The following is a 25,083-nucleotide window of genomic DNA, read 5'->3' on the forward strand; positions in this document are numbered from 1 at the left end:
GCATGCGCATCCTTCGTGCCGCCGGCTACCGCGTCATGCCGTGGAAGAACGGCGGCGGCACAACGACCGAAATCACTGTTTCGCCCGACGGCGCCGGCCTTGACGATTTCGACTGGCGCGTCTCCATGGCGCGCGTCGAGACGGGCGGGCCGTTCTCGAGCTTTGCCGGCATCGACCGCACGCTTTGCGTGCTGGAAGGGCAGGGGATCGTGCTCGATATTGCCGGCGAGCCACCGGCTGAACTGACCGGGCCCTCCGCCCCGTTTTCCTTTGCAGCCGATGTGCCGACCGCAGCCGCGCTGATCTCCGGCCCGATCACCGACCTCAATGTCATGACCCGGCGCGGCCGCATGACGCACACCGTCGAGCGCCTGACGCCCGCGACGCCTCTGGAAATCGAGGCCAGGGCGGACACGACCCTTGTGCTGCCCCTCGATGGCGAGATCGTGCTCGCCGGCACTACGCCCGAGCGCCTCGGCCCGCTCGATGCGCTGGTGCTGGATCGGGGTACCCCGAGACAGCGCCTGGAGCCGGCCGCCAGCACGATCCTGTTCGTGATCCGCATCGATCGGGCTGGCAGCAACCATTAACGCCTGTTGCCAAACATGATCGCGACGCCGGCGAAAATTGGCGTAAGCTCTTGCCCGCATCACGAAAAAGCCGGATTCCTTGCCTCGATCAGATATGGGACGGGGAGCGTGGGGCGCTCGTCCACCGCGTTGCTGAGAGATGACGCCCTGGGTGGTGCGGAAAACGAACTTTCGGCCTAAGTTGACATGCAACCAATTGCATTTGAGCAGGTTTTAGGGCCATTGCCGTGGCGGGGACGCCGCACCGTGCCCGCCATACGGAATTATAAATGAACATACAGACGAATCCCGCCAAAATCGAACTCACGAGCGCCAGCTTTCCGGTCATCACCGAAGCGCCGATACGCTCCAATTTCATGCCGGAAGACCGGCTGCGTGAGCTTGGCGCGGGTCTCGCCAAGGGAGACGTCAAGGATCTGTTCGGCCTGGCGCCGTTCGAATTCCAGGGCCGCATCCGCGACAGCGCCAAGCGAATCCTCGAGGTCTACCGCTCGACCAATGCCGCGCAGGCCAAGGGCGAAACCATCACGCCGGCGGCGCAATGGCTGCTCGACAACAATTATCTGGTCGAGGAGACGATCTTTCAGGTCAAGCGCGACCTGCCGCGCCGCTTCTACCGCCAGCTGCCGACGCTGAAACTGGCGGACGGAACCAGTGTGCCGCGCGCCCTGGCGCTGGCCTGGACCTATGTCGCGCATTCCGACAGCTCGGTCTCGGCGACGATGTTCAAGGCGATCGTCGAGGGCTTCCAGTCGGTCGAGCCGCTGAAGATCGGCGAGCTCTGGGCGCTGCCGTCGCTGCTGCGCTTCGTGCTGATCGAGAATCTTCGCCGCATAGCCGTGCGCGTCAACCGCACCAGGCAGATGCGCCAGATCGCCAACGAGGTCGCCGATCGTGTGCTGGCGACCGACGACAATGCCGACCGGCAGAAGATCCTGTCGCACTACGGCACCCATGCGCAGGACACCACCTTCGCCACCCAGTTGCTCTACCGTCTGCGCGACGGTTCGCAGAATGCCGGCCGGGCGCTGGAATGGCTGGAAAGCGAGCTGGAGAAGAGCGGCTCCGATGCCGAGGAGATCATCATCTCCGAGCATCACACGCTGTCCAGCGGCAATGTCACCACCGGCAACATCATCCGTGGCCTGCGCCTCATCAACGACGTCGACTGGACGGTCTGGTTCGAGGGCGTCAGCCGCATCGATACGCTGCTGCGCGAGAAAACCGACTTCGCCGCGCTCGACTTCTTCTCGCGCGACCAGTATCGCACGGCCATCGAAGAGCTGGCGCGCCGCTCGGAACTCTCCGAATTCCGCGTTGCCGAAAAGGCGATCGAACTTGCCGGCCATGTCGTCATCGCCGACGCCTCCGGCGCCGAGGTCCCCCAGGCCGAAGCGACCGACGCCGAAGGCATGGTGCATACCGATGTCGGCTTCTTCCTTGTCGGCCCTCGTCGGCTGGAGCTGGAACAAGCGATCGGTTACCGGCCGACCATCAGTGTCACGGCCAAGCGCGCCTTCACCAGCACTGGCTGGCTGGGCGTCGTCGTGCCGGTCTTCGCGCTGACGGTGCTGCTGCTGGCGCTCGCCGGCAACGCCCTCGACCATCTCGGCCTGTCGCTGCCGTCCATCGTCCTGATGCTGGCCCTGTTCGCCGTGCCGGCCTCGGAAGGCGCGCTCGCATTCTTCAACACCGTCGCGTCGCTGTTCCTGAAGCCGACGCGGCTGGTCGGCTATGACTACAAGCATGGCGTGCCAGCCGAGGCGCGCACGCTGGTCGTGGTGCCCTCGCTGATCGGCTCGCGCGACGATGTCGAGGAAAACATCCGCAACATCGAGGTGCATCACCTCGCCAATTCGGCGGGCGAAATCCATTTCGCGCTGCTTTCGGACTGGCCGGATTCGAACACCGAGATCGATGCCGCCGACATCGAGATCCTGCAATATGCGCGTGACGAGATCGCCAGGCTCAACGCCCGCTATCCCACCGAAGGCGCGCCGCTCTTCTATGTCCTGCACCGGCGCCGGCTCTACAACGCCGCGCAAGGCTGCTGGATGGGCTGGGAGCGCAAGCGCGGCAAGCTGCACGAGCTAAACCTTCTGCTGCGCGGCGATAGCGACACCACCTATTTGCCGCTCGACGTGCCGCTGCCGGAAAACGTCGTCCATGTGATGACGCTGGACGCCGACACGCGCACCACCCGCGATGCCGTGGCCAGTCTGGCCGGCAAGCTCTGCCATCCGCTCAACCGCCCGCATTTCGACGCCGCCAAGCGCGTCGTCACCGCCGGCTACACCATTCTGCAGCCGCGCATCACTGCATCGCTGACCAGCGGCGACGACGCCTCCTTCTTCCAGCGCGTCTTCTCCGCCAACCGTGGCCTCGACCCCTATGTGTTCGCCGTTTCCGACGTCTACCAGGATGTCTTCGGCGATGGCTCCTTCACCGGCAAGGGCCTCTACCATGTCGATGCCTTCGAGGCGGCGCTGAAGGACCGCATCGAGGAAAACACCGTCCTCAGCCACGATCTGCTCGAAGGCGCGCTGGCGCGCTCGGCCCTGGTCACCGACGTCGAATTGGTCGAGGACTATCCGACCCGCTATTCGGTCGACGCGTCGCGCCACCATCGCTGGGCGCGGGGCGACTGGCAGCTTCTCGGCTTCATCCTCGACCCGCGCTCCGGCGTGCCGGCGCTGTCGCGCTGGAAGATGGTCGACAATCTGCGCCGCTCGCTCACCCCGATCTTCTGGGTGATGGCGGCGATCGCCGGTTGGACGCTGCTGCCCTTCACCCAGGCCGCGCAATGGCAGGCGCTCTTGATCCTCAGCCTGTTCATGGCGCCGACCTTCGACATCGTCAACGGCATCCTGCCCAAGAGCGGCGACCAGACGCCGCGCGGCCATTTCTCGGCGCTGGCGCGCGACACCATCTTCGGCACGGCGCTGGTGGCGTTGAAGGTGCTTTTGATGGCGCATCTCGCCTGGATGATGGGCGATGCCATCGTGCGCACGCTCTACCGACTGTTCGTCAGCCGGCAGAACCTGCTCGAATGGCGCACCGCTTCGCAGGCGCACAAGAGCGGCGGCAGCGACCTCGCCGCCTATTACGGCATGATGTATGGCGCGGTGATCATCGGTGTCGTCGGCCTTGCCATCCCGGTGCTTGCCGATTCCACCGGCGCCTTCGTCGCCTTCTTCTTCGCCTTGTTCTGGATCGGCTCGCCGGCGGTCGCCTGCTGGATCAGCCGCTCGGCCGAGACCGAGGACCGGCTGCGCATCTCGGCCGCCGACATCCATACGCTGCGCACCATCGCGCGCCGCACCTGGCACTATTTCGAGACCTTCGTGACGGCCGAGCATCACCATCTGCCGCCCGACAATTTCCAGGAAAGCCCGGCGCCGGTGGTGGCGCCGCGCACCTCGCCGACCAATATCGGCGTCTATCTGCTGTCGGTGGTTTCGGCGCGCGACTTCGGCTGGATCAGCCTGTCCGACGCGATCACCCGCATCGACGCGACGATGACGACCATCGAGAGCATGCCGCGCGACCGCGGCCATCTCTTCAACTGGTACGATACGACCACGCTGAAGCCGCTCTATCCGCTCTACATCTCGGCGGTCGACAGCGGCAATCTCGCCGGCCACCTGGTGGCCGTGGCGGCGGCTTGCGCCGAATGGGCGGAAGCGCCCTCCGTCCACCTGCAGGGCGATTTCGAGGGCATCCTCGACACGGTGACCATCCTCGACGAGAGCCTCGAGGAACTGCCCGACGACCGCCGGCAGCTGCGGCCGCTGCGCCAGCGGCTGGCCGACCGTCTCGACGGCATGCGCCGCGCCGTCATGACCATCAAGGCACAGCCCGAGATGGCGTCGATCCGCACCATCAACCTGGCGGTGCTGGCAGGCGAAATCCGCAAGCTCGCCGCCGCCATCCACACCGAGGCGGCGTCGCCGAAGAGCGACGTCATCGCCGACTGGGCGGCAAGGCTGGAAGCCACCTGCGAGGCGCATGTGCACGACTCGCACAATGACGAGAACGCGGTCGAGGCCTTGCGCGCCAAGCTGCTCGCGTTGCGCGAGCGCACCCGTCGCTACGCCTTCGAGATGGATTTCTCCTTCCTGATGCGGCAGGAGCGCAAGCTGCTGTCGATCGGCTACCGGGTCGAGGAGCATCAGCTCGACGAGAGCTGCTACGACCTGCTCGCCTCGGAGGCGCGGCTGACCAGCCTGTTCGCCATCGCCAAGGGCGACCTCCCGACCGAGCACTGGTTCCGGCTTGGCCGGCCGATCGTCGAGATCGGCTTCCAGGGTGCGCTGATGTCCTGGTCGGGCTCGATGTTCGAGTACCTGATGCCGCCGCTGGTGATGAAGGAGCCGCATGGCTCGATCCTCAATCAGACCAGCAAGCTGATCATCAAGCGCCAGATCCAGTACGCCCGCTCCAAGAACGTGCCGTGGGGCATTTCGGAAGCGGCCTACAACGCCCGCGACCGCGAGCTCACCTACCAGTACACCAATTTCGGCGTGCCCGGTCTCGGCCTCAAGCGCGGCCTTGGCCAGAACACGGTGATCGCGCCCTACGCGACGATCCTGGCGGCGCAGTTCAATCCGCGCGAGGCGGTGCACAATCTCGCCCGGCTGAAGGCGATCGGCGCGCTCGGCCGGCACGGCTACTACGACGCGGTCGATTTCACCCCGCAGCGCGTGCCGGAGGGCACCGACCATGCCGTGGTGCTCAACTACATGGCGCACCATTCCGGCATGTCGATCGCCGCCGTCGCAGACGCCATCTTCGAGGGCCGCCTGCGCGATCGCTTCCACAGCGATCCGGTGATCGAGTCGGCCGAGCTGCTGCTGCAGGAAAAGGCGCCACGCGACATTCCGGCCGCCACCGTCAGGACCGAGGCCGACGAGCGCGCCAAGGACGAGACCGAGACCGAGAGCCCGGACACGCGCGTCATCCTAGACCCGGCCAAGGCACTGCGCGCCACCAATGTCATGTCCAACGGCCGCTATTCGGTCATGGTCACCGCCACCGGTTCCGGCTACAGCCGCTTCGGCGAGCTTGCCGTCACCCGCTGGCAGCCGGATCCGAGCGAGGACCGGCTGGGCTCCTACATCTTCCTGCGCGATGCCGGCACCGGCGACTGGTGGTCGGCGACATCGGAACCGCGGCGCGCCGACCACGAGCGCGTCCAGACCCTGTTCTCCGACGACAAGGCGAGCTTCGTCAAATCGGTCGGATCGCTGCGCTCCGAGGTCGAATGCATCGTCATCTCGGAAGGCAACGGCGAGGGCCGCCGCGTCACCCTCTACAATGACGGCGCCACGGACCGGCACATCGAAGTGACCTCCTTTGCCGAGCTGGTGCTGGGCAACGAAGCCTCCGACAACGCCCATCCGGCTTTCTCGAAGATGTTCGTCGAGACCGAGATTGCGCCCAACAATGGCGCGATCTTTGCCATCCGGCGCAAGCGCGACAAGAACGACCCCGACATCGCCATGGCGCATTTCGTCACCGATCCTTCGGGGCCTTCGCGCGATGCCGAGGCCGAGACCGACCGGCGCGCCTTCATCGGCCGCGGCCGCACCATCGTCGACGCGGCCGCTTTCGATCCGGGCGCCAAGCTCGGCGGCCATTCCGGCTTTACGCTGGACCCGGTCGCCTCGCTTCGCCGCCAGGTGCGCGTGCCCGCCAACAAGAAGATCTCGCTGACCTTCTGGACCATCGTCGGCGCCAGCCGGGCGGAACTCGATGAAGCCGTCGCCCGGCTCGACCATCCGGAAAGTTTCGCCCGTCAGGCGATGCTGGCCTGGACCCGCAGCCAGGTGCAGACCCGCCATCTCGGCCTCAGTCTGACCGATGCCGCCAATGTGCAGAAGCTGGCGCGCTATCTGATCTATCCCGATCCGTTCCTGCGCCTGCCGGCGGATTCCATCGCCTCCGGGCTCGGCAAGCAGTCGAGCCTGTGGCCGACCAGCATCTCCGGCGACTTCCCGATCTTCCTGGTCCGCATCGGCGACGTCGCCGACCTGGAGATCGTCGCCCAGGCGCTGCGCTTCCAGGAATACATGCGGGCGCGCGGCATGATGATCGACTTCGTCGTCGTCAACGAGCAGGCATCGTCCTACGTGCAGGACCTGCAGCGGGCGGTCGAGACGCTGTGCGAGAACAGCCGCCTGCGCGGCAAGGAGCTCGGCCCGCGCCAGCACATCTTCGCCGTGCGCCGCGACCTGATGGACGAGGCCACCTACAAGACCCTGCTGGCGGTCGCCCGCGTCGTGCTACACACGCGTAACGGCACCATCTTCGACCAGATCGAGCGCGCCGAGGCGGCGGCCCTGCAGGCGCGCGACGCCCTGCAGCAGGCCGGTGGCGTCGGAGCTGCATCGACCTTGCCGGCCATTGCGCCGCCGCCATTCGCGGCGCCAGGGCCGGCGAGCGCCAATGCCGATGGCAGCGGCTTGAGCCTCTGGAACGGTTTTGGCGGCTTCGACGGCGACGGCCGCCACTATGTGACGCGTCTCACCGGCCGGCGTACGACGCCGCAGCCGTGGATCAATGTCATCTCCAACGCCTCGTTCGGCTTCCACGTCTCGGCCGAGGGCGCCGGCTTCACCTGGAGCCGCAACAGCCGCGACTACCAGCTGACGCCATGGTCGAACGACCCGGTCACCAATCGGCCGGGCGAGGGCATCTACATTTACGACCAGGCCAGCGGCAAGGCGTTCTCGCCGATGGCGGCGATCGTGCGCGATCCGGCGATGACCTACGAGACATGGCATGGCCAGGGCTTCTCGACGTTCCGCTCGAAACGCGGACCGCTGTCGATGGACCTGACCCAGGTGGTCGACCCGGCAGACCCGGTCAAGATCACCCGGCTGCGCATCCAGAATGCGGGGCCCGTGCCGGCCAGACTGCGCGTCTATGCCTATGCCGAATGGGTGCTGGGCGGCCATCGCTCGCGGACGGCGGCGACCATCGTGCCGACCAGGGATGCGGCGACCGGCGCCCTCCTGGCGCAGAACCCATATGGGCTCGACTTCAGCGAGCGGGTGGCGTTCCTTGCCCCTGCCGGCGCCGTCCAGTCGGTGACAACCGACCGCGGTGAGTTCATCGGCCGGCACGGCAGCAGCGAATATCCGCAGGCCGTGCTTGCCGGCGCTGCCCTGTCCGACCGCGTCGAGGCCGGCGACGATCCCTGCGCGGCGATTGCCAGCGACATCGACATCCCCGCCGGTGGCGACGTCACGCTCATCTGGCTGCTCGGCGACGCGGCCACGCCCGCCGAGGCGAGCGCGCTGGTTCAGGCCCATCGCGGCAAGGATTTCGACCAGCGGCTGGCCGACAACGAACGCGTCTGGCGCGGCTTCCTCGACACCATCCAGGTCGAGACGCCCGACAAGGCGCTCGACGCCATGGTCAACCACTGGCTGCCCTATCAGAGTCTTGCCTGTCGCATCCGCGCCCGTTCCGCCTTCTACCAGGCGAGCGGCGCCTTCGGCTTCCGCGACCAGTTGCAGGACACGCTGGCCTTGCTGGCGCACGATCCGAAACTGGCGCGCGACCAGATCCTCAACGCGGCGCGCCGGCAATTCCCCGAAGGCGACGTGCAGCACTGGTGGTTGCCACGCACCGACGCCGGCGTGCGCACCATGATCTCGGACGACGTCGTCTGGCTCGCCCACGCCACGGCGCGCTACATCGACGTGACCGGCGATGCGGCGATCCTCAAGGAGCAGCTTCCCTTCATCGACGGGCAGCCGCTCGGCGAGGACGAGCACGATGCCTTCTTCACGCCGGAGGTCTCCAAGACCACCGCCTCGCTCTATGATCACTGCGCGCGGGCGCTGGATCTCGCCATCAAGCGCAGCAGCCCCGCCGGCCTGCCGCTGATCCTCGGCGGCGACTGGAACGACGGCATGAACCGCGTCGGCGAGGGCGGCAAGGGCGAGAGCGTGTGGCTGGGCTGGTTCCTGCTGAAGACGCTGGGCGACTTTGCCCCGGTGGCCAAGGCGCAAGGTGACGCCAAGCGGGCGCAGGCCTGGAACAAGCATGCCGACGTGCTGAAACGGGCGCTGGAGACCACAGCCTGGGACGGGCAGTGGTACCGGCGCGGCAGCTTCGACGACGGCACGCCGCTCGGCTCGCATGACTCAAAGGAATGCAAGATCGACTCCATCGCCCAGTCGTGGAGCGTGCTTTCAGGCGAGGGCGACCCGGCGCGTTCGACCACGGCCATGTACCAGGCGACCAAGATGCTGGTCGACGACGAGCTCAAGATCGTCAAGCTGTTCACACCGCCCTTCTCGAAGACCGAGAAGGACCCCGGCTACATCAAGAGCTATCCGCCCGGCGTGCGCGAGAATGGCGGCCAGTACACCCACGCGGCCACCTGGTTCGTCATCGCGCTGGCCGAGATGGGCCGCACCGACGACGCCTACCGCTGCTTCTCGATGCTGAACCCGGTCAATCACGCCTCGGACGAGGCGGCGGCCGAGCACTACAGGGTCGAGCCCTATGTCGTGGCGGCCGACATCTATGCCGGCGAAGGCAAGGGCGGTCGCGGCGGCTGGACCTGGTACACGGGTTCCGCCGGCTGGCTGTACCGCGCGGCGGTCGAGGGCATTCTCGGCATCGAGCGGCGCGGCAAGCACATCACATTCAGGCCGAAGCTGCCCGGCCACTGGGACGGCTATGCGGCGACGCTCAAGATGCTGGGCGCGGAAGTCAAGGTTCGCGTCATCCGCGACAAAAAGACCAAATCCATCTCGCTCGAAGTCAATGGAACCAAGACAAAATCCTCGTCTTTCGAGCCGAAGGCCGGCGAGGCGAGTGAGGTTGTCGTCAAGATACCTGCGTAAAATCAATGACTTGATGCTAGAAGCGCGCGCCCTTCGGGGCGCGCGTTGTTTTTGCGCCGTTATTTGCGCATGCGCTTTGCCGGCATGCGGGCGGGCGCATTAGCTTCCGCTACGCAAGCTCTTGGTGATTAAAAATGTGGCAGCTCTCGGCTGCTGCCATGATTTCGCCGCAAGGCTGACATTTCACCTTTTATCTCAAACCGTTAGGTGATCACGGCAGATTTCGCAGCGTCGTCATCTTTTGTTCGCAGAATGGGAACGGAAGAGCTAGACGGGCATTGTTTTGCGACCCGTTAACCGGTACGTGTCAAGAAATGGTGCACTGCACAATCAAAGTTTGGCGGAGTAGCTGAAGTGTCACTTCTGCAGATCTACTGGAGAGCCCTGGGTTATCTGGCTGCCGACAAGAAGCGCGTCGCGCTGATTTGCGCCGCCAACGTCGCCCTCGCCGCGATCGCGATCCTCGAACCGATCCTGTTGGGCCGGGTGATCGGTGCCATCTCTGAAAACGGCCCGGTGTTTTCGACGCTCGCCGTCTGGGCTGCTCTCGGCGCCTTCAACGTCATCGCTGTCGTGCTGGTGGCGCGCGGCGCCGACCGCTTCGCCCATGCCCGCCGCTCGGAGGTGCTGTGCCAGTCCTTCGAGCGCGTCATCACCATGCCGCTCGCCTGGCATCACCAGCGCGGCACCTCCAATTCCCTGCAAACGCTGTTGCGCGCCATCGAGACCCTGTTCAGCCTGTGGCTCGAATTCATGCGCGTGCATCTCTCGACGGCCATCGCGCTGGTGCTTTTGGTGCCGACCGCGCTTGCCATGGACATTCGCATGTCGCTCGTGCTGCTTGGCCTTGGCGTGCTCTATGTCGCCATCGGCCGCATCGTCATGCGCCGCACCAAGTCCGGGCAGACCGCCGTCGAGCGCCATTACCACACCGTGTTTGCCCATGTGACCGACAGCGTCAGCAATGTCGCCGTGCTGCAGAGCTACAACCGCATCGGCCATGAGACCGCGACGCTGAAGCGCTACGTCAAGGATCTGCTGGACGCCCAGAAGCCGGTGCTCGACTGGTGGGCGATCGCCAGTGCGCTGAACCGGCTGTCGTCGACCATCTCGATGATGATCGTGCTCTCGATCGGCGCCTACCTCGTCACCCGTGGTCAGCTCCGCGTCGGCGACGTCGTTGCCTTCATCGGCTTTGCAGGGATGCTGATCGCCCGCCTTGATCAGGTGTCGGCTTTCTCCAGCCAGATCTCCGAGGCGCGCGCCAAGCTCGAGGACTTCTACCGTCTCGAGGACTCTGCCGCTGACACCGCCGAGCCGGATGGCCTGCGCGAGCTGGCCAACGTCACCGGCCACGTCCGCTTCGAGAATGTCGGCTTCGAGTTCGCCAATTCGGGCCAGGGCGTCGACGACGTCTCCTTCGAGGTCCAGGCCGGCCAGACGGTCGCCATCGTCGGTCCGACCGGCGCCGGCAAGACGACGCTCATCAACCTCTTGCAGCGCGTCTTCACGCCGTCCAGCGGCCGTATCCTGATCGACGGCATCGACACCCGCTCGGTGACCCGCAAGTCGCTGCGCCACTCGATCGCCACCGTGTTCCAGGATGCCGGCCTGCTCAACCGCTCGATCGAGGACAACATCCGCGTCGGCCGCGCCGAAGCGACCTACGATGAGGTGCACGCCGCCGCCAATGCCGCCGCCGCCCAGGATTTCATCCTGTCGAAGAGCAGCGGCTACGACACCGTCGTCGGCGAGCGCGGCGGCCAGCTTTCGGGCGGCGAGCGCCAGCGCATCGCCATTGCCCGCGCCGTGCTCAAGGACGCGCCGATCCTGGTGCTCGACGAGGCGACCAGTGCGCTCGACGTCGAGACCGAGGACCGCGTCAAGGAGGCGATCGACGAGCTGCGCCGCAACCGCACCACCTTCATCATCGCCCACCGCCTCACCACCGTTCGCGACGCCGACCTGGTCGTGTTCATGGACAAGGGCAGGGTGGTCGAGCAGGGCGGCTTCGCCGAGTTGTCGCTCCGCAACGGCCGCTTCGCCAGCCTGCTGCGCGCCGGCGGTCTGCTCAACGACGAGGAAGTCCGCCGCCTCAGCCGCACGGTGACGGAAGCGGCGTAACCAAGCGCCTTTCCCTTCTCCCCTCGTGGGAGAAGGTGGCCGCGAAGCGGCCGGATGAGGGGTGCTCCAGCTTGGCATAGCCTTGCGGCGAACCGCCTCATTTCTTCCAACACCCCTCATCCGTCTCGGCGCTGCGCGCCGACACACCTTCTCCCACAAGGGGGGAAGGAAGAGCCTGCCCTGCCTGCGACAACCGCTCGATTGCCCAACACGCGCCGCCGGTCTATTTAAAGCCGCATGAGCGACACCACTTCACGCCTGAGCGGCTGGGCCGACCTCGCCAACCCGACGCGCTTCGTCGGGCTGGCCGACAGGCTGGTGCCTTGGCTGGCTGCGGCCGCGGCGCTCCTTCTTGCCGCCGGGCTCTATATGAGCTTCACCGCGCCAGAGGATTTCCAGCAGGGCATCACGGTGCGCATCATGTACATCCACGTGCCTTTCGCCTGGCTCGCCATGATGTGCTACTCGCTGATGGCGGTTTCTGCGCTCGGCACGCTGGTCTGGCGCCATCCGCTGGCCGACGTAGCCCTGAAATCGGCGGCCCCCATCGGCGCCACCTTCACCGCGCTTGCGCTGGTCACCGGCTCGATCTGGGGCAAGCCGATGTGGGGCACCTGGTGGGTGTGGGACGCAAGGCTCACCTCGGTCTTCGTGCTGTTCTTGATGTATCTCGGCATCATCGCGCTGACCCGCGCGCTGGATGACGTCAGCCGCGCCGCCTGGGCCGCCGCCATCATCACCCTGGTCGGCTTCATCAACATCCCGATCATCAAATTCTCGGTCGACTGGTGGAACACGCTGCACCAGCCGGCCTCGGTGTTCCGCATGGGCGGCTCGACCATCGACGCCTCCATGCTGAGGCCGCTGCTGGTGATGGCGCTCGGCTTCACCGTGCTGTTCTTCGCCCTGCATTTGATGGCGATGCGCACGGAGATTTTCCGGCGCCGGGTGATCGCGATGCGCAGGGTCGCGGCGCGCCAGGCTAACTGATCAACCCATCCGTCCCCGCGCCGCCACCGGCAGCGTTTCCAGCACCTTGTCGCCGTCGATCAGATGCACCTGGTCGAACAGGTTCGTCACCACGCAGCAATGGTCCGGCACCACGCGAACGCGCTCGCCGATGCGAAGCTTTGCATCGCCGGAAAGCGTGACGTTGCCGTGTTCCTCGCTGAGGCCCGTCACCCTCGCGCCCGGCAATCCCAGCAACTCGCCGAAATCGGCCAGCCCCAGCGTGTCGCTGGACAGCGCCTTGCTGCCGCTATCGAGGATGGCGCGGGTCGGCGTCGGGTGGCTGACCACGGTGGCGAGCACCGTCAGCGCGCAATCGTCGAGGCTGCCGACGCCTTTGGCGACCTGGTAGCGGTCCAGGTAGATGTAGGTGCCAGGCCGGTATTCGGTGACGACGCTATCGTCGCCCGAGCGCCACATGTCCGGCGTGCCGCCGCTGGAGATGCGCTGGCACTCGAACCCCGCCGCGGCAAGGGCCTGCTTGGCCCCTGCCAGCCATGCCTCCGCCTCCGCCTGCTTGCCGGCAGCCGGATAGGTCATCAGCCCGCCGAAGGTCAGTCCCTTGGCGCTGTCGATCGCCTTCGCCAGCGCCAAGGCTTCGGCCGCCGTCTGGACGCCGCAGCGGCCCATGCCGGTATCGCACTCGACCAGCACCTGAAGCGGGTGACCGGCATCGGCAAAGGTCGCGGCAAGACCTTCCAGCGTCTCCTTGCTGTCCGCCGTCACCGAAAGCGTCACCCGGCCATGCAGCGCCTTCAGCCGCTCCAGCTTGGTGCGCCCGAGAATGTTGTAGGGGAGAAAAATGTCGGTCAGGCCGGCATCGGCCATCACCTCGGCCTCGCCGATCTTCTGGCAGGTGATGCCGACCGCCCCGGCCGCCACCTGCTTCTTCGCCCAATAGGGGAGCTTGTGGGTCTTGATGTGCGGCCTGAGCTTCAGGCCATGACGATCGGCATGCGCCTGCGCCTTCCTGATGTTGGCTTCGGCGCGTGCGGCGTCGATCAGGATCGCCGGCGTATCGAGGTCGTCTATGCTTGGCATGAGATTGTCACCACCACAAAAACCGGTCGCGTTATGGCCCCGATCCGGCCGGATGTCACGAGGCCAGAGCCGTCGGTTTGCGTCGACAGCCGACCGGCATTGAGCTATTCGGATTGGCAGATTGCAGCAGTCAGCGGCCGGAAGGAAGGGAACCCATGAAGCGCTCCAAAATCAACGACATCATCCGCGAAGCCGACGCCTTCATCCGCTCCTTCGGTTATATCATGCCGCCCTTCGCCTATTGGTCGCCGGAAGAGATGAAGGCGCATAAGGGAGACTCTTCGGCGATCTTCACCTCGCGCCTCGGCTGGGACATCACCGACTACGGCCAGGAGAAGTTCGACGAGCTCGGTCTGTTCCTGTTTACCGTCCGCAACGGCCGCTACGAGGACATGAAGCTTGGCATGGGCATGCTCTATGCCGAGAAGATCATGATCTCGCGCAAGGACCAGCTCTCGCCGATGCACCGCCACAACATCAAGGCCGAGGACATCATCAACCGCGGCGGCGGCAAGCTGGTGCTGGAACTGTTCATGCACGACCGCGACGGCGGCATCGATCCCAAGGCCGAAGTGTCGGTGCCGGTCGACGGCACCATCCACAGACTGCCGGCGGGCGGGCTGTTGAAGCTCGATCCGGGCCAGAGCGTCACGCTTTTGCCCGGCGTCTGGCACGCCTTCTGGGCCGAGGGCAAGGACGTGCTGATCGGCGAGGTCTCGACCGTCAACGACGATCTGACGGACAATGTCTTCCGCGAGCCGATCGGCCGCTTCTCCAACATCGACGAGGACGTCGTGCCGCTGCACCTCCTGGTGTCGGACTACGAGAAGTGGGTGGGGTAAGAAATCAGCCCAGCGAGCCAGGCTTCGGTTCAAAGTTATTGTGAGTCGGCGCGTCGCGTGGGGTTTCGCCAACCGCAGGCGCGGCTATGGCCTTCTCCTCGTTTACGGGGAGAAGGTGCCCGAAGGGCGGATGAGGGGCGGCGCCAAGTTCCGGTATCTGCCGCTACCGCGCGTGCTTGTCCGCCTTGCGGTTGCCGAGCAGCAGTTTGCGCTCGAGATGCGCCCTGAGCTCGCTGTAGTAGGCCGTGAGGAACGCCCTGGAATCCGGCGCTTCGATCGTCACGCCGATCTTCTTCCCGATCATTTCGGCCACTGTCTTCAGCGCGAAATAGTCGTCGCGGCGTAGCACCTCTTCCAGCTTGTGCAGTTCGGCGATGCCGTAGGCATCGAGTTGGGCCAGGCTGAAACGGAAACGGGCGGCGACCGGGTCCTGCCTGCGCGACAGGTCTTCGACCAGCTTCAGCTTCGGCGCTTCGACCACCCAGGTTCCGGCGAGCAGGTCGCCGATGCGCAGGCGGTCGCGGTTGAACAGCGGGAAGAGCGCGAAGAGCAGCGCCCACGCCAGCCCGAAAATGGTCGTCAGCGTGTCGGCGACGCCGGCGCCGCCGCGCCCGGCGATGATCGACAGCGGCAGGAAGATCTCGATCTCGCGCATCAGATTGCGCGCGATGACCTGATCGACCGACAGGCCGGCGCCGCTGCGCGAGGCGACGCGGATGCCGACGATGCGCTTGCCGGGCGTCGCGGCGCGGCGGCCGGCTTCGAAGGCGATGAAATAGGCGTTGCGCAGCAGGAAGATCAGGATGATCCAGACGACGAACAGCGGCTGCAGCCCGCCGAAGCCGATGCCGCGCAGCCCGAACAGGGCGATGATCGTGATGACAATCGCAGCAGTGGTGATGATCACCACATCGAGCACGAAGGCCGCGGCCCGCGTGCCGGCATCGGCAAGCTTGATGCGCAGATCGACGCCTTCCGGTGTGATCAGCGGCCGCGTCGGCGCGAGGGTGGCGCGTCTAACCGTCGCCATGCCGCACAATCCTCAACAGATAGAAATAGGCGCACCATAGCGCCAGCATGCCGCCGCCGATGGCATAGCGGGCGCCGTCGCCGGTGATGGTCTGCCGGCCGATGCCTTCGAGCAGGCCGGCGAACAGAAGCATCACCACGACGCCGACCATGGCGGTCGCCGCGATGCGCCCGGCTTGCGCCGCCGCCGCCATGCGGGTCAGCTCGCCGGGGAAGGCGATGCGCGTGCCGATGCGCATGCCGGCCGCACCGGCAAGCGCGATGGCGAACAGCTCGGTCGTGCCGTGGATGGACAGCCAGCCGCCGAGCTCGAAGCCGAGCCCCTTGGCGGCGTAGATCTGGAATATTGCGCCGAGCATGCAGCCATTCATCAGGATGATCAGCACGCTCGGCACGGCGAAGGCAAAGCCGAGCGCGAAGGCAAGGATCGCCACCTGGGTGTTGTGGGTGAAGAGATAGGCGGCGAAGCTCGACAGGAACTGGTTGTCGGCGCCGTCATAGAGCACGCTGCGCAGCATCGCTGCCGACGAATCCGGATTGCGGCCGCCGGCAAGGCTGGGCGCGATGATGGCGTCGTACCAGCCCTTGTTGGAAGCCACCAGCCAGTAGCCGGCGCCAGCGCCGACAGCCGTCAAGCCGACCGTGACCAGGGTTTCGCGCCACAGTGCGCGTATAGCGTTCGGCCAGTCGTGAAGGAAGAAATCGCCGATGCGCTGCCGCAAGCCGCGCCGGGCGCCATAGAGGTAGAAATAGCCGCGCAGGCAAAGTGCTTCGAGATACGCGACAAGCGCATGGTCGAGCGAGGTCGCCCTGGCCACCGACAGTGACGACAGCGCCGAGCGATAGAGCAGCGGCAGCGACAGCAGTTCCTCTTCCGAAAGCGTGCGCGGCGCCCGCTTCTCGACCCGGGCCAGCAGCGCCTCGAACGCCTTCCAGTCGGCCTCGCGTTCCTGGCGGAAGCTGGCCAGCGTCTGGCGCACCGCATCGGTGCCGGCCGGGTTCGTCACAGCAGATTCTCCTGCTTGAGCTCGAGATAGCGCTCGACCAGCGCCGGGCCGAGCCGCTGGTGGCCGGCCTCGATCACATGCGCGCCGAGCAGCCTCAGCCGGCCGATCACGACCTGCCGTTCCCGCAGCAGGCCGCCGGCGGTGACGGCGCGCGCAACATCCTCCGGCGTCGCGGGCGGCATGTCGGCGAGGCGCTCCAGTTCGACATCCTTCATCATCATGAACAGCACCAGATGCCGCTCGGTCAGCCGGCCGACGGTGCGCAGCATCAGCTCGGCGCTGATCGGATCGACGAAATCGGTGAAGATGATGACCAGCGAGCGCCGGTCGAGCTTGCCCGAAAGCGTCGTCAGCGCCAGCGTGAAGTTGGTTTCCTCGCTGGAATAGTCGATTTCGGCCGCTCGCTTCTGGATCATCGGGAAGCTGGCCGAGCCGCGCACCGCGCCGCTTGAGACGCGCGGCCTGGCATCGAAGGAGAACAGGCTGACGAGATCGCCGCCTTTCAGCGCGATGAAGGCTGACAGAAGCGCCGCCGTCACCGCGCGGTCGACCTTCGGCACGCCGTCGACCGGCTCGCACATCAGGCGTCCGCTGTCGATGGCGAGCACGATGCTGTTGTTCTCCTCGATCCGGAATTCGCGGGCCAGGAGCTTGCCGTGGCGGGCGCTGCGCTTCCAGTCGATCATCCGCCGGCCCATGCCGGGCTGGTAGTCCTTCAGCGCCTCGAATTCGCGGCCCTGGCCAGCCCGCTTTTGGGCATGGCCGTCAGCCTGCGCCGAGCGTTGCAGAAGCGTGATCGCTTCGTCGCGGGCGCGGCTGACGTCGGGCAGCACAGCGACCTTCTCGTCCATCGGCAGCACGACCTGGTTCCAGACCAGCCCGAACGGCCCGCGCCAGCGCAGCCACAGCCGGTCGAAATTGGCCATGCCGCGCCTCAGCGCCGTGAATTCGAGGTCGAGCGTTCCGCCATTCGCCGGCAGCGCGCCGCCCGTGCCATGGATCGGCGCCAGCCGCTGGTCATGGCCGACGCGCGCCTGCAGCAGGCGCGCCTGCTTGCCGAGACTGGCGGCGACGCGGACGGCGAAACGCCCGCCGACGCCGACCTGCGGCGGCGCGTCGAGGCTGGCGCTGAGCGAGGCGCGCCCGCGTCCGGCGGCCGCGTCCACCGCCAGGAAGGCAAGCAGCAGGCAGATCCAGAGCAGGCCGATATACCAGAAGGACGGCAGCGCGAGCGCGATCAGGAAGGCGGGGATCGCGCCCGCCGCCGCTGCCCAGACCGCTCTACCGCTCGGATAGATCAACGCGGCGCTTCCGTCTGGTCGACGAGGTCGGACACGATCTGCTCCACCAGCCGCCCGTCGATCTGCGCGGCCGGCGAGAGGATGACGCGGTGGCGCAGCGCCGGCACGGCGAGCGCCTTGACATCGTCGGGGATCACATAGGAACGGCCGTCGAGCGTCGCCCGCGCCCGGGCCGCCCGCGCCAGCATGGCGCCCGCGCGGGGGCTGGCGCCGACCTCCAGGTCGGCGCTCTCGCGCGTGGCGCGCACGAGCGCCGCGATATAGTTGACGACATCGTCGACGAGGGTGACGGAGCCGACGGTGTCGAGCGCCTTTTCCAGCGTCTTGCGGTCGGTCTGCGCCTTGATGCCGTATTGCGCGATGTCGTGTGAGGCGGAGCCGCCGCCGTGATGGACGATGATGGCGCGCTCCTCCTGCAGGTCCGGATAGCTCACTCGGTGCTTGAACAGGAAGCGGTCGAGCTGCGCTTCGGGCAGGGGGTAGACGCCCTGATGCTCGATCGGGTTCTGCGTCGCCACCACCATGAAGTTGCGGCCGAGCGAGTGCGTGGTGCCGTCGAAGGTGACGGCATGCTCCTGCATGGCTTCCAGCAGGGCGGCCTGCGTCTTCGGCGGCGTGCGGTTGATCTCGTCGGCAAGCAGCAGGTCGCAGAAGATCGGGCCGCGCGTCAGCGTGAACTGGCCGGTCTGGAAATTGTAGATGTTGGAGCCGACGATATCACCGGGCATCAGGTCCGGCGTGAACTGGATGCGTCCATAGGCGACGCCGAGCGCCTGCGCGAAGCAGCGCGCGGTCATGGTCTTGGCGGTCCCCGGTGGCCCTTCGAGCAAAATATGCCCGCCGGCGAACAGCGCGGTCAGCATCAGGTCGACCGTGTCGCGCTGGCCGGTGATCGCTTTCGCCACTTCTTCCCTGATCGCTGTCGCCAGGGCCTTTACATCATCGACGTTCACCGAGCCTCCTTGCCGTCCAGTCGTGCAGCTTCCCGGCTGCCTCATGCATATCCGCCAGCGAGCTGGCATTGTCCGCGGCCTTGAGCCGCGTCGTGAACCCCTGGGCCTCGCCCTTGTCGCGGGAATCGAGCCAGCGGTCGAGCGCTTCGCCCTGCAGCCCGTGCGGCGCGCCGAGCAGCGCGGCGGCGCGCTGCCGCATCAGCGCGCCATAGCGGTCGCCCAACTCGTTCAGCCGTCCGGCGCGCTTGAACAGCATCGCCGTGGTGTCGACCAGCGCCCGCTTGCCGAAAGCGATCGCCCGGCCCTCGGCGCGCGGCGGGCCGAAACGGCCAAGCCCGTGCAGGAAGGCCAGCGCAGCGGCGGCCAGGATCGACAGCGTCAGCGCCAGGAAGGGCGGTTCGACCAAAAGCTTGGCGAGATCGTATGTGCGCCCGGCGCCATGCAGCGTGAGGTCGAACATCACGGCGCCCTTGCCGGGCTCAAGCATGGCGATCAGATCGAGCGCCGCCCTGGCCCTGTTTGGATCCTTGAGCGCTGCGTTGTTGATGAGGTCCGGATCGGTCAGGATGTAGAAGGGCTTGTCGTCGAGTTCGGTGAGAACGCCCTTGCCTTTGCCGGCCGAGATCAGCGGATGATCGTCGGCCACCCATTGCATGTCTTCCGGTGCCGCGACGAGGTGGCCGTTGATGTCGAGTTGCTCGACCGTGCTCTTTCCTTCGCCAAGCTTTGCCTTGCCGATCCGGCCCAGCCATTGGTTCACGGCCGTAGCGGGCAGCCGCTCGATCTTGATATCCCAGCCTTCATGCTGCTCGAGCGGCATGGTCTGCCATTTGGGCAGCACGAACAGCGTGGCCTTGTCTTCGCGGAGCTTGACGATGCGGTCGAGCGCGGCTGGGTCGCTGTCGGGCGAAATGGTGACGATCAGCAGGAAGCCGGACATCAGGCCGGTACTGAGGTCCTCCTCGCTGTGCGCCATCGGCGATGGAGTCCCGGTCAGCTTCAGCCATTCCACCAGCCCCGCATAGCCGGAGCCGCCCTTGGACAGCGGCGTCGCGCCGCCATTGCCGGGCGTACGGAAATCGGGCGCATAGGTCGACAGGAGGAAAAACCCCGCGGCGGCGAACAGGCTGGCGAAAATGCCCCAGAACAGCGTTCTGCGGCTGAACGGTTCCTGTGCCGTCTCGGCCGCGGGCGCGCTCATGCCCAGGCATCCCGGAAGGCGAACCGCTCATAGGCGCCGCGCGCCTGCTGCCAGCCTTCGGCGCCGACGGGCCGGCGGGCGAACAGCGCCGCCTCGACAATGCGTGCGATCTCGCTGAAGGCGCGGCGTGGCCGCGCCGGCAGGGAAGGAGCATTGGCGATGTCGCGCGCCGTCAGCGAGGGACGCAGGAAGTCGGGCAGGCGCCCGGCTATGTCGGCGACGCTGCGACGAAGCAGGAGATGGACCGCCTCGTCATAGTCGCCGCGCGCCGCAAGCGCGTCGGCTTCCGACAGCAGGAACTGCGCCGTCGCGGCATCGGGGCGCCATTCCTCCTGCGCCTCGGCTTCGCCGCGGGAGCGTCGCCACGGCAGGCGCCAGGCGATGCCTTTCATTTCGAGGACGATCAGGAACAGGATGATCACGGCGCCCGATATGACCGCGCCCCAGAACAGGTAGATCATATAGGGGCCGAGCTGCGACAGGAAATCCAGCAGCGGCTTCAGCCAGGCCGGCGGTTGGGGCTGCGCGAAGGCCGGCAGGTCGAACTGTATGGACGTATCGGCCAGCAGCTGCTTGTGCACTTTCGCCAGCCATTCGGCGTCCACTGTGCCCGGCTGTGCAACTGCCACCCGCTCGCTCCCCCGTAAGCCCGCCGCGCCGACACTGGCAACGCGACACAACAATTGCAAGTAGGCTAGACGCTAAGTGTTAATCTTGTCACATTTACTGTCATGCGAACCAGCCATTATGCGGCTGTGGTAAAGGGGGCAGACTATGACTTCGACGACACTGGCACGGCCAGAGAAATTCCAGATCGGCAAGGTGCTCAACAACAGCTTTGCCGTCATCAATCGCAATATCGGTCTTTGCCTGGGGCTTGCCGCGCTGTTCTCGGGGCTGCCGACATTCGTTTTCCAGTTCTGGAACGAGGTGCGAATGGGCGGCCTGGCGGCTGGCGATCCGGCGGCGCTGGCTATGGCCGATCCCGCCACCATGTTCCGCGATTCGATGCTGACCCTGGTCTTCGCGATGCTCTATTTCATCCTGTCGCTGCTGCTGCAGTCGGCGCTGGTCAGGGCAACGATCGAGGACATGAACGGCAAGAAGCCGACTTTCGGGGATTGCATCCAGATCGCGCTCCGCTGCCTGCTGCCGACCATCGGCATCGGATTGATGGTTGCCCTCGGCGCCGGCCTCGCCTCGATAGCGCTGCTGGTGCCTGGCATCATCCTGTGGCTTGGCTGGTCGGTGGCGGTGCCCGCCCTGGTGCAGGAGAGGCTCGGCGTCTTCGGCTCCATGTCGCGCAGCCGTGCGCTCACCAAGGGCAGCCGCTGGGCGCTGTTCGGCCTCTTCCTGATCCTCATCCTGATCGCCTTTGGCATCCAGATGGTGCTCGGCACGGTCGTGCTGCTCTTTGGCGGATATATCGCGATTGTCCTCGGCGCTGTGGTCTCGGCGTTCATGTCGACGCTGATGTCGATTGCCTCCGCGGTCAGCTATGTCGAGCTGCGCCAGGTCAAGGAAGGCACCAGCGTAGAGGATCTGGCGGAAATCTTTTCCTGACGGAGAAGACCGCCGCCTTCACCACATGATGGAGGCGGCGTCGTCGAAGACCTTGCCGGCGCCGCCATCGGCGACCGCCTCAGGCCGCCTGCTCGGCAGGGACCGCCGTGATGCAAGCAGCCTTCTCACGGTTCCAAGGCCTTGAGCGCCGCCGGAACCGGATAGCGGTTGCCGTCATAGCGGAGCCGGTAGGTCCGTTTCACAGGCTTTCCGGGGTGCGACTGGCATTCGCCCTGCGTGTCGAGGTCGGGCTCGTCGGTATCCCTCCGCTCGACCACGCTGATGTCGCGATAACCGTGGTGGCTCGCCGATCGCATCGACAGGCCGGCTTTGCTGGAATGAAAGGATCCGGCGCAATTGGCGTCGCCTTCGCCGCCATAGCTGTCGACGACGAGGCCGTCGAGCACCAGGCGCAGCCCATCGCGGGTGAGGGCATAGAGCCTGAGGTCGGTTTCACGGAAGGGATTGGGCCGAGAATCGCTTGCCATTTCGATGCGCAGGCCGAAGGCGCTGACATCGGGCGCCAGCCTGTAGCGGCCGGTATCGAACTCGATCTTGCGGATGTAGATGGCATCATCATTCATCAGCCCGGGCTGGAGCAGGCGCTGGCGCACCCGCAGGCTGTTCATGTCGAGGACGAGAATCTCGATATCGCCGACATGCTGGCCGTCGCCGGACTTGGCGCTGTCGATCAGTGGCACAGCGACCAGCAGCAGGTCGTCATGGGCGGGCCAGACCTTGCAGACCAGGCCGAATGAATTGTCGCCTTCCCGCAGCGTCAGGGAGATGCTGGTATGGGGTTCCAGCGTGAACGATCTTTCGTCGGCGCTCTTCTGCGCATTGGGATAGGCCAGTTGCACCAGCGCGGCGGCATCGCCGCAATCGTCCGCCGCGGCCCGGGCGGGCGACAGGCCGGCGGCGGCGAGGCCGAGGAAGAGACTACTTAGCACCAATCGCATGGGGTTCTCACGTCGCGGGGCCGGGTTGGATCAGGACTTGTGTACGCGAGATTGGTGACCGCGCACAGGGGCGGGCTATCTTCAATGGCAGCAGTCGTGCCCTGAATGCGCGCTTGTCCTGCACAGGCAGGACGAGGTGATCGGCACGTCGGTCTTTGCCAACGCCGTGGCGAGCCTGGCCTGGAACCCAGGCAACTGGTCGGTCTCGCCGCGCCGCCTCAAGCATTCGACCAGCCCGCGCAGCGCCCAGACATTGTCCGGATGCTGGGCGCAGCGCTGAACCGCGCCACTCAGGCCTCGGCCTCGCCATGCTCCTTCCAGGTCAGATCGTAGAAAGGCCGGCAGCTAGGCGATGCCCCAGTGCAGGAAGGCGCAATGGGGATCACTCTGCAGCGCCTTCGCGAAGCATTTTATGCCTTCCTCGTGGTTGAAACCGTAGCACCAGTTCAGCCCGATATCGAACCAGCGCTGCGTCTCTGCCGAGGATGTGAAGATTGGCCGGCGGTAGGTGCCGAGGTCGAAGTGATCCATGCCTGACTGCTTCCCCGTTTGCCGGTCTGAGGCCGTATGCAATCTGTGCTGAATGGGCGCACATGGCAACGGCCGGCGCGGCTCTTGCTGAGCCGCGCCGGCCGGGGTTGCCACCCTGGGAGGGATCAGGAGTCGAGCCACACTTTCTCGAAATGCTGCTCGAGCGACTGGTGCTGCTCGCAGCCTTGCACGCCCTTGCGGTAGGTGCGGTAGACCGAGCGCCAGTAGGGCTGGATGATGATGCCGCTATCGCGCAAATTCTGCTCAATCTTGGCCATGATCTCCTTGCGCTGGGCGGCATCGGGCATCGCCAGCGCCTTGTCGAGAAGCTCGTCGAACTCCTTGTTGGCATAGGCGCTTTCGTTCCAGGCGGCGCCCGATTTGTACGCGAGCGCCAGCACCTGCACGCCGAGCGGCCGCCCCAGCCATTCCGTGCAGGAGAAGGGGTATTTGCTCCAGTCGTTCCAGAAGGTGGCGGCCGGCAGCACGGTGCGCTTGATCTTCAGGCCCGCCTCCCGCATCTGCGCGGCGATCGCGTCGCCGGTGCTCTTTTGCCATTCGACATCGACCGAGATGAGGTCGAATTCGTGGTCCGCCTTGCCGGCCTCGGCGAGCAGCTTCTTGGCGCCATCCACGTCACGCTTGGCCGGGCCGATATCGGCGAATTCCGGATGCATCGGGCCGACATGGTGGTTGTCGGCGGGTTTGCCGCGACCGTCGATGCCGAGCTTCAGCACGGCCGAGTTGTCGACGGCAAGCTGGGCGGCGCGGCGCACCTTGTCGTCATCGTAGGGCGCGTTGCCGACATTGAAGCGGGCGACGATGGTCGAGCCGGTGGCGATCTCGGAATTTTCGAGCCCCATCTCTTCGGTCTGCGATACGGCGTCCGAAGCCGTCTCGTGGTCGGTGTCGATCTCGCCGGATTCGAAGGCCGACAGCATGGCGTTGGGATCGGAGCCGTAGTCGACCCATTTGATGCCATCGAGATGGAACTCGCCCTTCCACCAGGGCTTGTCCTTGCGCTTCACCTCGGCACCCGTCTCGGCATCCCAGCTCACCAGTTCGCAAGGGCCGGTGGTGATGGCTAGAGCCTTCTTCGGGTCGCCGTCGCCCTCATAGGAGCGGTGCATGATCAGCGCCGGATAGTCGGCCATGCCGGCGATCAGCGAGATGTCGGGCTTGGGCAGGTTGAGCTTGACGGTGAAGTCGTCGACCTTCTCGATGCCGCCATCGACCGGCTTCTTGGTGTCGGCGTTGACCAGTGCGCCCATGCGCGCGGCGACCGAGTTGCCGGCGACAGAAGCATCGCACCAGCGCGTCAAATTGTGGATGACATCGTCGGCGTTGAAGGTGTCGCCGTTCGACCAGCTGATGCCCTTGCGCACGTGCAGCGTGATTGTCCTGGCATCGTCGCTGGTCTCCCAGCTTTCCAAGAGCCATGGCTCGAAGCTGAAGTCTGTGTTCCAGCGCACCAGATATTCATTGCAGTGGCGCGCGACGTTGGACATCTCGACACCGTCGAAGGTGCGCGGATCCTTGAAACCTTTGACGTTCATGGCGACGCGCAAGATGCCGCCCTTTTTCGGCTCCTCCGCGCGGGCAGGCGACGTGCCGAGCCCGCCCAACGCGAAGGCGCCGGCGGCGCTGACGCCAAGGCCGGCCATGATGGCAAGATATTCGCGCCGGCTGATGCCGCCTTTCCTGAAATCGTCGGCGGTGGGCTTTGCCCGCGGGTGCAGTTTTCTGTCGGTCAGCATGAATTTCATCGTCGTTCCCTCCCTGTTGGGCGCCCCGGCCGGTCGCGGTGCGGGGGGCGGATGCGTCTCGCCGGAGCGCCCGTTGACCTGCGGCGATGATAGGGCGGGGTTACGCAGGGAAATGTTCGCTTTTCCGCAGTTCTTGTGCGCTGTTCCGCACGTGGGTAGCGCCAATCTCCCCCTTGTGGGCAGGGGAATCGCATATGGCTTTTTGGGACTTGAAGTTGGGCTGAGAAGGGATTCTGTGAGCAGGCAGTCTTAACGAGGGAGAGACTGCCATTTCGAGCCTTGAAAGCTATTTCGGCGCCGTGCC

17 protein-coding genes are annotated in these 25,083 nt (G+C 65.9%); 7 read left to right on the forward strand and 10 right to left on the reverse strand.

The genetic code is table 11. The annotated features are described in order from the left end of the window. The first annotated feature begins 2 nt into the window (after nt 1-2). From PU724_RS24905 to PU724_RS24920, 4 genes are all read left to right on the forward strand, one after another. Nucleotides 3-590, forward strand: a complete 588-nt coding sequence (locus PU724_RS24905) for a HutD/Ves family protein (protein WP_292349582.1) — start codon at nt 3-5, stop codon at nt 588-590. Between the two features lie 269 nt (nt 591-859). Beyond that, nucleotides 860-9,454: a glycoside hydrolase family 94 protein gene (locus PU724_RS24910; RefSeq protein WP_354424355.1), complete on the forward strand. Its 8,595-nt coding sequence runs from the start codon at nt 860-862 to the stop codon at nt 9,452-9,454. A gap of 354 nt (nt 9,455-9,808) precedes the next feature. After that, nucleotides 9,809-11,578, forward strand: coding sequence for a glucan ABC transporter ATP-binding protein/ permease (locus PU724_RS24915; protein ID WP_128274934.1), 1,770 nt, complete (start codon nt 9,809-9,811; stop codon nt 11,576-11,578). 237 nt (nt 11,579-11,815) lie between these two features. Beyond that, complete coding sequence (locus tag PU724_RS24920) at nt 11,816-12,568, forward strand: heme ABC transporter permease (RefSeq protein WP_127286087.1); 753 nt, start codon at nt 11,816-11,818, stop codon at nt 12,566-12,568. Here the strand turns inward: PU724_RS24920 and PU724_RS24925 are convergent, their stop codons facing one another. Next, nucleotides 12,569-13,627 (reverse strand): D-TA family PLP-dependent enzyme, encoded by a 1,059-nt coding sequence (locus PU724_RS24925; protein WP_354424357.1) that lies wholly within the window; start codon nt 13,625-13,627, stop codon nt 12,569-12,571. A gap of 155 nt (nt 13,628-13,782) precedes the next feature. Between PU724_RS24925 and PU724_RS24930 the strand changes: the two genes are divergently transcribed. After that, on the forward strand, nt 13,783-14,469 hold the full coding sequence (locus PU724_RS24930) for a D-lyxose/D-mannose family sugar isomerase (protein ID WP_127287325.1): 687 nt from the start codon (nt 13,783-13,785) through the stop codon (nt 14,467-14,469). Between the two features lie 163 nt (nt 14,470-14,632). On the opposite strand, the gene PU724_RS24935 is transcribed toward PU724_RS24930, so the two are convergent. Genes PU724_RS24935 through PU724_RS24960 form a run of 6 tightly spaced genes read right to left on the reverse strand, consistent with a single transcriptional unit; the run spans nt 14,633 to nt 20,589 of the window. Then, on the reverse strand, nt 14,633-15,499 hold the full coding sequence (locus tag PU724_RS24935) for an RDD family protein (protein ID WP_354424359.1): 867 nt from the start codon (nt 15,497-15,499) through the stop codon (nt 14,633-14,635). After that, the gene (locus PU724_RS24940) at nt 15,486-16,505 is read right to left on the reverse strand and encodes a stage II sporulation protein M (protein WP_128276191.1); all 1,020 of its coding nucleotides are present in this window, start codon (nt 16,503-16,505) and stop codon (nt 15,486-15,488) included. The genes PU724_RS24935 and PU724_RS24940 overlap by 14 nt, the downstream gene beginning before the upstream one ends. Continuing rightward, the gene (locus PU724_RS24945; RefSeq protein WP_354424361.1) at nt 16,502-17,806 is read right to left on the reverse strand and encodes a DUF58 domain-containing protein; all 1,305 of its coding nucleotides are present in this window, start codon (nt 17,804-17,806) and stop codon (nt 16,502-16,504) included. The genes PU724_RS24940 and PU724_RS24945 overlap by 4 nt, the downstream gene beginning before the upstream one ends. Continuing rightward, entirely contained in the window at nt 17,803-18,759 is a 957-nt protein-coding gene (locus tag PU724_RS24950; protein WP_292174248.1) for an AAA family ATPase, read from the reverse strand. The genes PU724_RS24945 and PU724_RS24950 overlap by 4 nt, the downstream gene beginning before the upstream one ends. Beyond that, nucleotides 18,746-19,960, reverse strand: coding sequence for a DUF4350 domain-containing protein (locus PU724_RS24955; RefSeq protein ID WP_354424363.1), 1,215 nt, complete (start codon nt 19,958-19,960; stop codon nt 18,746-18,748). Before PU724_RS24955 ends, PU724_RS24950 begins: the two co-directional genes overlap by 14 nt. Further along, nucleotides 19,957-20,589, reverse strand: a complete 633-nt coding sequence (locus tag PU724_RS24960) for a DUF4129 domain-containing protein (RefSeq protein WP_354424365.1) — start codon at nt 20,587-20,589, stop codon at nt 19,957-19,959. The genes PU724_RS24955 and PU724_RS24960 overlap by 4 nt, the downstream gene beginning before the upstream one ends. Nucleotides 20,590-20,734: 145 nt before the next feature. Here PU724_RS24960 and PU724_RS24965 point away from each other — a divergent pair, with 145 nt between their 5' ends. After that, nucleotides 20,735-21,523: a hypothetical protein gene (locus PU724_RS24965; RefSeq protein ID WP_320255633.1), complete on the forward strand. Its 789-nt coding sequence runs from the start codon at nt 20,735-20,737 to the stop codon at nt 21,521-21,523. 125 nt (nt 21,524-21,648) lie between these two features. On the opposite strand, the gene PU724_RS24970 is transcribed toward PU724_RS24965, so the two are convergent. Then, nucleotides 21,649-22,482, reverse strand: coding sequence for a PA3715 family protein (locus PU724_RS24970; protein WP_354424367.1), 834 nt, complete (start codon nt 22,480-22,482; stop codon nt 21,649-21,651). Between the two features lie 136 nt (nt 22,483-22,618). Here PU724_RS24970 and PU724_RS24975 point away from each other — a divergent pair, with 136 nt between their 5' ends. After that, nucleotides 22,619-22,762 (forward strand): hypothetical protein, encoded by a 144-nt coding sequence (locus tag PU724_RS24975; RefSeq protein ID WP_354424369.1) that lies wholly within the window; start codon nt 22,619-22,621, stop codon nt 22,760-22,762. 65 nt (nt 22,763-22,827) lie between these two features. Here PU724_RS24975 and PU724_RS24980 read toward each other — a convergent pair whose 3' ends face one another. Together PU724_RS24980 and PU724_RS24985 are read right to left on the reverse strand one after the other, a co-directional pair. Continuing rightward, on the reverse strand, nt 22,828-23,013 hold the full coding sequence (locus PU724_RS24980; RefSeq protein ID WP_354424371.1) for a hypothetical protein: 186 nt from the start codon (nt 23,011-23,013) through the stop codon (nt 22,828-22,830). A 125-nt stretch (nt 23,014-23,138) separates the two neighbouring features. After that, entirely contained in the window at nt 23,139-24,779 is a 1,641-nt protein-coding gene (locus PU724_RS24985) for an ABC transporter substrate-binding protein (protein WP_354426066.1), read from the reverse strand. Nucleotides 24,780-25,083 lie beyond the last annotated feature (304 nt).

It is taken from the genome of Mesorhizobium abyssinicae, assembly GCF_049887195.1.
Classification (GTDB): Bacteria; Pseudomonadota; Alphaproteobacteria; order Rhizobiales; family Rhizobiaceae; genus Mesorhizobium; species Mesorhizobium abyssinicae.

Coding starts and splice junctions, on each gene's coding strand:
- PU724_RS24920 (WP_127286087.1), top strand. CDS start 11,816: ATGAGCGACACCACTTCACGCCTGAGCGGCTGGGCCGACCTCGCCAAC.
- PU724_RS24980 (WP_354424371.1), bottom strand. CDS start 23,013: ATGGATCACTTCGACCTCGGCACCTACCGCCGGCCAATCTTCACATCC.
- PU724_RS24930 (WP_127287325.1), top strand. CDS start 13,783: ATGAAGCGCTCCAAAATCAACGACATCATCCGCGAAGCCGACGCCTTC.
- PU724_RS24910 (WP_354424355.1), top strand. CDS start 860: ATGAACATACAGACGAATCCCGCCAAAATCGAACTCACGAGCGCCAGC.
- PU724_RS24970 (WP_354424367.1), bottom strand. CDS start 22,482: ATGCGATTGGTGCTAAGTAGTCTCTTCCTCGGCCTCGCCGCCGCCGGC.
- PU724_RS24905 (WP_292349582.1), top strand. CDS start 3: ATGCGCATCCTTCGTGCCGCCGGCTACCGCGTCATGCCGTGGAAGAAC.
- PU724_RS24955 (WP_354424363.1), bottom strand. CDS start 19,960: ATGAGCGCGCCCGCGGCCGAGACGGCACAGGAACCGTTCAGCCGCAGA.
- PU724_RS24935 (WP_354424359.1), bottom strand. CDS start 15,499: ATGGCGACGGTTAGACGCGCCACCCTCGCGCCGACGCGGCCGCTGATC.
- PU724_RS24925 (WP_354424357.1), bottom strand. CDS start 13,627: ATGCCAAGCATAGACGACCTCGATACGCCGGCGATCCTGATCGACGCC.
- PU724_RS24965 (WP_320255633.1), top strand. CDS start 20,735: ATGACTTCGACGACACTGGCACGGCCAGAGAAATTCCAGATCGGCAAG.
- PU724_RS24985 (WP_354426066.1), bottom strand. CDS start 24,779: ATGAAATTCATGCTGACCGACAGAAAACTGCACCCGCGGGCAAAGCCC.